Raw genomic sequence first — 9,134 nt, 5'->3', positions numbered from 1 at the left:
ATGGTCTGCCGTGTGGAATCTATGGTAATGTCGCCGCCCTCCGCCAGCAGAGCCTTGACCCAGAGGGCAAAGTCCTTCATTCGCGCAAACTCTGGCACGGCGTCTGCGGGGATGCTCACCACTCTGGCTGCGGCGCTGTCCGGTTTGCGGCGTATGCCCGCGCGGACAAGCGGTTCTCCGGCGGACAGTCCCGGGTCTTCCCCCGTGTCCATCTTCCCTGCGGTCTTCCCGCTCTGCATGTCCGGGGCGTAGAGCCGATAAAACTCCGCGGTCTCCTTTCCGTTGTCCCAGGCCCATGTCCGGGCGCGGGCGTCGAAAAGGACGGACGCAGCCCTGGCCTGCTCTCTGGTGATTTCGGCTCCGGCCTCCTGACCGGCGCTGAAAAGGCGTTCCTCGAAATCCCGGCGCAGCGCCTCCGATTCCTCCGTGGGGGGCTTCACTTCCCACGGGTGGCGCTGGTCGAACAGAAAACGCTTCCCCTCTCCCAGCGCACCAAGTCCGGCATGGGCCAGCGCACCCGTGCCGGCTCCGAAGATGATGTTCTCCACCGCGTCAAGGGCGCCGTAACCCGGCACGGTTCGGCTTCGATCCGCAAAAATGAGCGGTTCGAGGAGTGCCGCACCCACCGCACCTTCCACAGCACCCACACCGGCGCGCACCGCGGCACGGCCCCAGGCCCCGCCCATCTGCCCCAGCATACGCAGGTAGCGCTGCTGACCTATCACAGGGATGAAGGACACGGCCAGTTCTATGGGGTCAGCCATGGATGCACCCATGCGGACGGCAGTGCCGAAGGGCGCCATCCACGCGGGCGCACCTGCCAGAATGCCGGCTCGCTCCTGTATGGCACGGCTGCGTTCGATATCCAGCTCCAGTGCGGCCCGGTTATAGCCCGCCTGCGGTTCAAGAACGCCTTCCAGACCCGCCCCGCGAATGCGCTCCCGCTGTTCTTCCAGCGAGAGCTCACCCTGGACTTCCAGCGCCGGCAGGTCGTCCAGTCCGGTCAAGCCGCCTTTTTCGGCCAATTCCACCAGATCGGAAATCTGCTCGCCGCCAAAACGGGCATCGTTGAGCCGCGCCTCATGCCGCAGCGTCATGAGCGCTCCGCTCTGCCAGCCGTCCTCAAGGGATGTTTCCAGATAACGGCCGAAGCTCACGGACTGCGGCTGTTCAGGCCGAGACGCAGGTGCCGGCGAGGGCACGGCATGATGTTCCAGAGAAAACGCGCTTTCGTGTTCCTTTTCCACCTGGGGGATAACAGTGTAAAACGGCATCAGAAACCTCCCTGTGACAAACGGATCGCGCCTTCGGGATCGGCTTCCCCGGCCGGGGCAGCATGCCGGGCTTCGGCCTCGCCCCTGCGTTCCAGCTCCGCAAAAGAGAACGCCACGGGCTTGCCGTCCTTCGTGCGCACAAAGCGGCCGTCCACAACGAGCAGAAGCCCGCTTTCATCTCCGTTGGTGACCCACAGGCCGCGGCGTTCCAAAGCGTTCCGCACCTGCTGTGAAGCCTCTGCCGGGGCAAGAGAACCGGCTTCCGGAAACAGCGTTTCCTGGGCGACGTCTCCTGAAGCGGCAAGCTCCCGCGTTGCGGCCTGCACTCCCAGGGCCACGGCGGAGGCATCGCAGCGTTTCGGGACGCGGAAGGAGCCAACAACGTGATAACGGCTGGTGAACACCTCGGACACGGCCCGGCCCGCCGCTTCGTCCAGGCTCATGCCCTGGAGCCGGTACTGCAGGGCAAGGGCGTAGGCCGCCTGGCCGATGATCTTCACGGACTCGCCGTCCCCTGCGGCAAGAAACGTTCCGGCGATGCCAGCCAGATCGCGGCTCACGGCGTTCTGCATCGCCTTTTTGTCAGGCTCCGTCATGCCCGCACGCTCCTCCGCCTGCGCGGCAAAGCCCGGCTTCACCGCCTGCGCCAGAAGTGCGCCGGAGTACTCGTCCATATCGGCTATCAAATTCATGGTTCCGGGGAACTTTCCGGAGGCGGCGAGCTGCTTCAGCACCGCTTCGCCCTGCGCGCCGAAGCTGGTTTTCAGCCTGTGAAGGAACGTTGCCGGAGCCGCGGCTTTGGCGTACTCCGCCGCCAGGCTGTCCACCTCCTTCACGGTCAGCGGCCTCAGGGCGGCTCCGCTCACCCCGTTCTTCCTCTGCCAGTCCAGGCGGGCGGCGATTCTGTCTTCGGGCGTGGCGTTTTCGGGAAGCTGAAAATGCCTGTCCTTCTCCGCGGCGTCTGCCGGGTCTTCCCTGAGGGAACGGACGCGGCTCCGGCACACCTCGTGCAGGGCCTCGATCTGCGCGGTCAGCGAATCGGCCCTGGCCTCGTCCCCGGCGCTCTGTGCGGCGTCAAGCTCGGCCTGCATCTGTTTCAGCCGGTCTGCGGCTTCGGGCAGCGGCCTGTCCGCGGCAAAGGCGCGAATCTCCCGCGTGCCGGCGCAGCGCTCAAGCTCGCGGCGCACATCCTCTGCTTCTCTCGTCCTGCCCAGCGCCGCAAGTTCTGAAGCAAGGCGTTCCAGCTCCGACACGTCGCCGGAAAAGCGCGCCTTCGCAAGAGCCTCGTCCCGGCCTTTCAGAAGCTCCCGCGCCCTGCGGTTGTTCTCGGCCTCGGCTTTGTCGCGTTGGGCGTCCCGGGCGGCGGCAAGCGCCCCCTCAGCCCAGCTCACGTCTCCCAGGGTCATATGCAGGGCCGTGCCGTCTTCCCGCTTCGCCCCGCCGCGTCCCAGGAGCCGCTGCGCGCCCTGAATATCGCCGTTCGCCAGCGCCCGCTCAATGCTGCCGCGGAAGATCTTGCTGCTCGCTTCCTTTATCCCGCGCTGCAGGGCTTCCCCGCTGTAGCCTTGGAGCTTCAGCCCCTGCTCGACATGGAAGAGCGATTCACCCGTCCCCTTGGTAAAGGCGTTCTCGTCTCTGTAGTGATCCATAGCGAACTCCGCTCGTTCCTGAGCTGCCGCCTCGCTGGTACGCAGTTCCCACTTCGTCCGCTGGTCCTGTGCGTACCGCTGCGCCTTGAGTGAGGTGTCCGCGTCGTACTCGTCCGCCTGCAAGCCAAAATAATACTTCGTGCGCTCGCCTGCGTCCTTGAGCGCCCTGTCGCGTGCCTTGCGCGCCCGTTCTGCCCGTTGTTGGTCGACATTGAACGCCGCTTCCCCCTGCTGCGTCAGAATGCCGTTCTCGCCCCAGAGCGCCGTGTTCATCTCGCGCCGGTACTCGGTGAGCGCCTGAATCGCCTTGCTCTTGGAATATTCGTCGTACGCCCTCACGCCCACTTCCGCCGCGCCGCGTATGCTCCGCCCCAGCCCGGCCAGCGCCCGCGCCTCGGCGTCATTCCCCGCCGCGGAAATATGCGCCGCGGAGCTGTCCACCCGTGCGGAAATCCCCGCCCCCGGCACATAGTTCTGGCTGTCCCGCGTGTACTGCGGCAGCGCCCCGCCCCTTGCCTTGATGACCATCGGCTCATAAATCGGCATCGCTCTCCTCCCTTAATGACGCGGCGGTTTGGAGACCGTCTGCTGAAGCGCCCTGTCCCAGTAGCCCGTCTTCTTCTGCGTCCCCAGCCCCTTGGCCCAGGTGCTGCCCATGTCCGCTATGCCGCCGACAGCCGCGGACGCCGCGTTGAGGTAGCCCGCCCGCTCGGAGTTCTGTCCCTGCATGTCGAAGGCCGAAGCCTGATTGCCGTAGTTCTGTGCCTGAATCTCGGAGTTGTACGCCCGGTCCAGCCCCTGATTGTAGGCGTTGATGGCGTCCATCTCGCCCTGCGCCGCAGTGTCGGCCTGAAGGTCAAGGTTGGAGCCTTCATCCACCGCCGCGCCCGACGCCCCTGCTGCGGCCCGCTGCCGCCCGATGAGCTTGGCCGTCTCCTGCCGCTTGGTCACCATGTTCTCATAGCCCTGCCGCCGCTCGGCGTCCGCCTGCTGTTCGGCAAGCTGCTGGTTCTGCCGCGCCACCGCGGACTGATATTCCGCCTGCTGCTTCTGCACCTTGCCCTGCTGAATGGCCGAACCCACGCCCACCGCCGTACTCAGCGCCGTGGCCGTGAGCATGATTGCCGTTGAATATCCTGACATCCTATCTCCTTAACTCTTCCGGCGTGTCGGTGAACTCCCGCTCCGCCTCGTCCAGCGTCCGCGCCCGGGTGGCAAAGAGCATGGTCATGGCCGTGTCCTCCACCGCCACAAAGAGCGCCCGCCGCCCGGCCTGCCCCTTGAGCACACGGTAGCCTGTGAAGCGCTCAAAGCCCGCGTTCCCCAGCGCCAGCATGTCCCCGCTCACGATGAGCAGCGTGGGAATGCGTATGCAGACGCCCGTGATCATGACGCCCTTCGGCACAAAGAGCGTCCGGGCATACAGCCCCGCCCAGAACTCGTGTTCCAGCCGCAGCTCTTCCTGCGGGAAGGAACGTGCCAGCTCCCCGGCTGCGGCAATGCGCGCCACGGTTTCGGCACTCTGTGAAGGAAGCGCCCCGCCCGAAGCCGGAAGCCCGGCAGCCTCCTCCAGCACCGGCAGCGCCACATCCTTATCTTCCTTCCCGCTGCCCTGCCCGCCATCCGTCCCGCCCAGCGCCTTGACGAACACCGTGTTGGCCGCGTCAAAGCCCAGCCGCGGGAGCAGCCGTTCCAGCCGCCCGCCCCGGGGTGCGCTCATGAACAGCGCCGCCGCCCCGCGCCCCGCGGCAAAGCGTTCCGCCTCCCGCACCAGCGCCAGCCCCGGCCCGCCCTTCCTGCGCTCCGGCTCCACAAAGAGGCTCTCCACCGACGCGAACTTCACCCCCTCATGGTGCGGTACGCTATTCAGGATCACCCCCAGAAAGCCGATGAGCCGCCCGTCCTGCCACGCCCCGAAGAGCTGATAGACGCCCTGCGCCTCCAGCGCCCGGTACCCCCCGGCGTCCGCCCGGCTCCTGGGCAGCGCGGGAACAGCGCACTCCTCGGCGTAGGCCGCAGCCAGCGCTTCAAAGCCGTCCTGCCGCGACAGCTCGTCAAAGCTCGTCCTGCGTATCTCCGTCATGGCTACTGCTCCCCGAAGTCGATGTCCGCCATCACCGCCACCAGGCGGAACGGCATGGGCCTGTCCTGCTTCAGCACAATGCTGGTGTCCGCGTCCTGGCCGGAAGGCAGGCTGACGGCAAGGTCGCCGCTGAAGGGCTGGCAGGCTTCCCCGTACCGCTCCGGCAGGAAGGGAAGGTCGTAGAAGGTCTTCTCCTTCCACGCAGTATCCCGCGCTAGGCTGAACAGGTCGCCGCTCTCCGTGGCCGCGTAGCTTCCGCCCACACTGCGGTAGAGGCGCAGCGTCACCCGGCCATAGGCCCGGCGCTTGCCCAGGGTGGAACCCCCGTCCCCGTCCGTCTCCACCGGCATGGGAGCCAGCACCGACGCGAAGTTCAGCCCCACCGTCACCACCCTGGCCGGGTAGTAAAGCTCAATCTTCCCGTCCCGCACCACATGCCCTTCTTCCGGGCTGCCGTCGGCCAGAACCGCCACTTCCCGCCCCTCCAGATGTTCCAGCCCCGTGACCTCGGTATCCGCCTCCTCGCGGCGCACGGTCCTGCCGCAGTCCACAAAGAAGGCGTCCTCAATGGCGTCCGTGTCCCGGAAGCGCCGCGCCATGCGCTCGAGGAAGTACCGCCCGCCGCGCTCCGTCACCAGCATGATCACGTCCTCGGATTCTCCGCACATTGCGGCGCAGGACAGCACCTTCCCCTGCGTGGTGTGGCGGCTCCAGGCGTAGACCTTCTGCTCCTGCATATAGGTCAGGCACAGGAGCACCCCGTCTTCCCGCACGCACCAGATGTTGGAACCCGGCGACTGCTGGAAGGCCCACTGCCTGATGCTGTGCGTCTCCACCAGTTCCGGCGCGAGCAGCGAGAGGTCGTTGCCCGCGTAGCCGTCCTTCTCCCAGCTGTAGGAGAGGTCGCGCACATGGCTCCCGGAGCGCTGGCAGTGCATGACGCTGTTGCCGATGATCATGGGCTGAAGCCCGGCGCTGCCCCAGTAGCTCTCCGTGGAAATCTGCACGTCGGAAGGCGTGATGGCCGCCCCGCTGGACGTGGCCTTGTACTCCGCGCCGCTCGTGCCGATGAGCAGTTCGCCGAAGCTCGCCAGCCACCTGATGTCGTCGATGGAGCCGGAAGCCAGCATGTATTCCACGGGGTCGTCGTCCTGAAGCGGACGGCTCTTGCGGAAGTTCTCGTAATCCCCGGTGCGGCTCATGTAGAAGGAGGCCGGGTTGTCCCGCGTGCCCGCCAGAACCAGGCGCTGCTGATGCACCGTGACCGCGGAAGGGTGGTTGCCGTCCGCAAACGGGTTCCAGTCCTCCTTGGGCGTCATGGCCGTGTCCGGCTCGTAGTTCTGGTCGGTGAACTTCGTCCCGCCCGCCACGCCGATGAAGCCGTAGTAGCCCGCGCTCTCGCGGTAGATGTTGTATTCCTTGGCCCCGGGCACGGACTGCCAGGAGAGGGTCACGTTATCGCCCACCACCCATTCCGTGGGGAATTTGGCGTTGCAGCTGCCCACAGGGGAAGCCGTGGATTCCACGCCGTCCTCGTCCACCGCCGTGATCACATAGTTCAGCGTCGTGCCGTTGGCCGTGCCCTTGAAGGTCACGGTGGGCTTCCCGGGCGCGGGCAGGCTCTGATTGAGCGCCACTTCCAGAAGTTCCCACTGGTAGTCCGGCGCGTCCCCGGAGCGCGTCAGCTTGCGCAGGGCGTACTTCTTGTGCGCCAGATAGACCACGTCCGCGGCCTGATGATGGGAAATGGCGTAGACGTCTTCCAGCGCGTAGGGGCTTTCCAGCCGCACGCCAGGGATGACGCCGCCCTCGTCCGCCACCAGGATGCCGCCCTCCATGAAGATGAGGACGTAGTTGTTTTCCGCCTCGGTGTTGAACTGGAAGGGAAGAAGCACGGCAGGCCCTTCCAGCTCGTCCACGAACTTCGTCCCCGGACGGCGCTCAATGTCGCCGTGCAGGTTGGGGATGAAGTTCTCGCAGCACTGCAGGAAGGTGCCGAACTTCTGAAGGTCGTAGCGGGCGGAGAGCGTGGGCGTCACCTCCCCGCCCGTGAAGTTGCGAAAGGCTATGCGTGACATGGTTACTCCTCTCTGCGTAACGCCAGCGGCAGCAGGCGGTTAGTGTTTACCTGTTTGACAATATCCCAAAAAATGGTATATTCCTTCTATGAACACGAAGACATGGGAAGTACGGTTCAGTCACAGAGCAGCAAAGCAGAAAGGCCGATTGCCGCAGTCTGTTCAGGACAGTCTGCTGGCTCTCGCTACAGACCTGGAACTGTCTGGCCCCATGCAGCCTTCCTGGCGCAATTTCAGCAAGATGCGCAACAAACGCGGCGAGTATTACCATTGCCATCTGAACAGCGGAAACCCCCGTTATGTCGCTATCTGGACGGTAACGGACAATACGGTGCGAATCATCGAGGTGATTTATGCAGGCTCTCATGAAAACGCAAACTACCGGCAACTTGACTGACATTGTGCTGCGCGTTCCATCGGCAAGCGCGGAGGCGGTCATCGCCGGACTGGAAGGCCTGTTCAGGCTCTCCGGCCATAGTCTGCTGCCTATGAATACGGACGCAGAAGCATCACACAGCCTTGAGGAAGTCTTTCCGGAGCGCTCTCCGGCCATGCTCCTGCGGGGATACCGCAGCAAGCTCGATATGACGCAGGCGCAGCTGGCCGAAATCATGCAGGTGACACAGGCGCGTATTTCTGAATGGGAAAGCGGCAAACGCGCTGTTTCCATCAGGGCGGCAAAAAAACTGGCCGGGCTTTTCCACGTGCCGTACCAGAAGTTTCTTTAGACCGCCGGAAGCTGCGTGCGCCTTCGGCCTCAGTACCCCTCAAGCCGTGGCCTCCTTTTCCACCTGCGGCTTTTCCGGCCACGTCACCTCTTCCGGGAAGGACGCCTGCTCAGGCACGTCCCGCAGGGCCTGGCGGTAGGTCTTCACCGCCTCCAGCGACTCCGCCGTGATCGGATAGTCCGTGGCCAGCAGGTAGTCCGTCTCCGCCAGCTTCTGGTCGCGCTCGCTGCGGACGCTCTTCGCCAGCTTCTCGGTGTTCAGCTTCCACGTCCCGTCCGCCTGCGCCGTGTGGAACTCCGTCGGCTGGGCGGAGGCCATCCTGACGAAGCCGTCCGGCACATGCAGGGCAAAGTTGCCGTAGCGGTCGAAGGACTTGCGCAGCATCTGGACACTTTCCGTGCCGGGCTGGGCGTAGGCTTCCTTCTCAAAGGCCGCGTCCAGCTCCTCCTCGTCCATGCGCAGAAGTTCCCTGTCGTCCTCGCCTATCTTCCAGCCCTCGGGCACGGTCAGAATCTTTTCCGCGACCTGCTTCGAGAGCGGCTTTACCGTGGCCTTGTCGTCCTCCAGAGCGGCGAACTTCATGCCAACGTGCCCCTGAAAGGTGCCGGGCACTTCAATAGCTCCTTCGGGCACTTTGCTTCCGCAGAAATGCCCGGTGATGATGCCGTCTTCAACGGTGATGTATTGCATGATACCTCCTTGAGGTAAGGGAACGGCTTAAGCAGTACGTTTCCATATGCGTACAGTGTGATTTATCGGGCGGAATTCAGTTAGATTGTATGCCGCGTTAGCCTTGCTTGCATTAAAGATAACGCTATAACCGTACGCTGTGCTGCCAACTGCAGGAGTGTCGCCCCTGAACTCCGCAGAAAAAGGGCCTGTTTGCGCTCCTAGCTGAGCCCAGTACATCGCGCAGCTGCTTCCACTGATATTCGGCGCGCCGCCCTCCTGGTTCTGGCCAAACGCCGCAGTTCCTTCTCCCACGACGCGGAAGAAGCGCCCGGCGTAGGTCTCGCTGATGTCCTGCCACTCCCCGCCGAAAAGCGCCTCCGGCGTCTCCTGACCGCCATACTGGACATAGATAGAACCGATGGGCCACAAGCCGGAGAGCTGCGCCGCGCTCGCTGCCGCCGCCTCTTCACTCTTTCTGGCCGCCGTCTCACTCTCCTCCGCAGCCGCCGCACACTGGCAGGCCCTGTCCGCCTGCGCCTCGGCCGCCTCGGTCTGCTCCTTCCCCACGCGCTCCACCTCGGCCACCTGATCCGCGCCGGTCTGCTTCAGCTCGGCGATCCGCGCCTCGGCCGCCTGTTCCACTTCCGTGC

9 protein-coding genes are annotated in these 9,134 nt (G+C 64.8%); 2 read left to right on the top strand and 7 right to left on the bottom strand.

Annotated features, from left to right (window positions below):
• The 5 genes from Q0Z94_RS10235 to Q0Z94_RS10215 all read right to left on the bottom strand — a co-directional run.
• On the bottom strand, positions 1 to 1,274 hold a 1,274-nt coding region (locus Q0Z94_RS10235), incomplete at its 3' end, for a hypothetical protein (protein WP_298069399.1).
• Positions 1,274 to 3,469, bottom strand: coding sequence for a hypothetical protein (locus tag Q0Z94_RS10230; RefSeq protein WP_298069397.1), 2,196 nt, complete (start codon positions 3,467 to 3,469; stop codon positions 1,274 to 1,276). The genes Q0Z94_RS10230 and Q0Z94_RS10235, both read right to left, overlap by 1 nt.
• Before the next feature lie 12 nt (positions 3,470 to 3,481).
• On the bottom strand, positions 3,482 to 4,066 hold the full coding sequence (locus Q0Z94_RS10225; RefSeq protein WP_298069395.1) for a hypothetical protein: 585 nt from the start codon (positions 4,064 to 4,066) through the stop codon (positions 3,482 to 3,484).
• Position 4,067: 1 nt separating this feature from the next.
• The gene (locus Q0Z94_RS10220; protein ID WP_298069393.1) at positions 4,068 to 5,006 is read right to left on the bottom strand and encodes a GNAT family N-acetyltransferase; all 939 of its coding nucleotides are present in this window, start codon (positions 5,004 to 5,006) and stop codon (positions 4,068 to 4,070) included.
• 2 nt (positions 5,007 to 5,008) lie between these two features.
• Entirely contained in the window at positions 5,009 to 7,084 is a 2,076-nt protein-coding gene (locus Q0Z94_RS10215) for a hypothetical protein (RefSeq protein WP_298069392.1), read from the bottom strand.
• A 148-nt stretch (positions 7,085 to 7,232) separates the two neighbouring features.
• Here Q0Z94_RS10215 and Q0Z94_RS10210 point away from each other — a divergent pair, with 148 nt between their 5' ends.
• Positions 7,233 to 7,481 (top strand): cytotoxic translational repressor of toxin-antitoxin stability system, encoded by a 249-nt coding sequence (locus tag Q0Z94_RS10210; protein WP_298069391.1) that lies wholly within the window; start codon positions 7,233 to 7,235, stop codon positions 7,479 to 7,481.
• Positions 7,450 to 7,812: a helix-turn-helix domain-containing protein gene (locus Q0Z94_RS10205; RefSeq protein WP_298069389.1), complete on the top strand. Its 363-nt coding sequence runs from the start codon at positions 7,450 to 7,452 to the stop codon at positions 7,810 to 7,812. Before Q0Z94_RS10210 ends, Q0Z94_RS10205 begins: the two co-directional genes overlap by 32 nt.
• Positions 7,813 to 7,851: 39 nt before the next feature.
• Here Q0Z94_RS10205 and Q0Z94_RS10200 read toward each other — a convergent pair whose 3' ends face one another.
• Entirely contained in the window at positions 7,852 to 8,502 is a 651-nt protein-coding gene (locus Q0Z94_RS10200) for a tail fiber assembly protein (protein WP_298069387.1), read from the bottom strand.
• A gap of 27 nt (positions 8,503 to 8,529) precedes the next feature.
• On the bottom strand, positions 8,530 to 9,134 hold a 605-nt coding region (locus tag Q0Z94_RS10195; RefSeq protein ID WP_298069385.1), incomplete at its 5' end, for a hypothetical protein.

Origin of the sequence: uncultured Mailhella sp., from assembly GCF_947631555.1 — a bacterium.
Lineage (GTDB): Bacteria > Desulfobacterota > Desulfovibrionia > Desulfovibrionales > Desulfovibrionaceae > Mailhella.
This window is presented reverse-complemented; position numbering and strand designations above follow the sequence as displayed.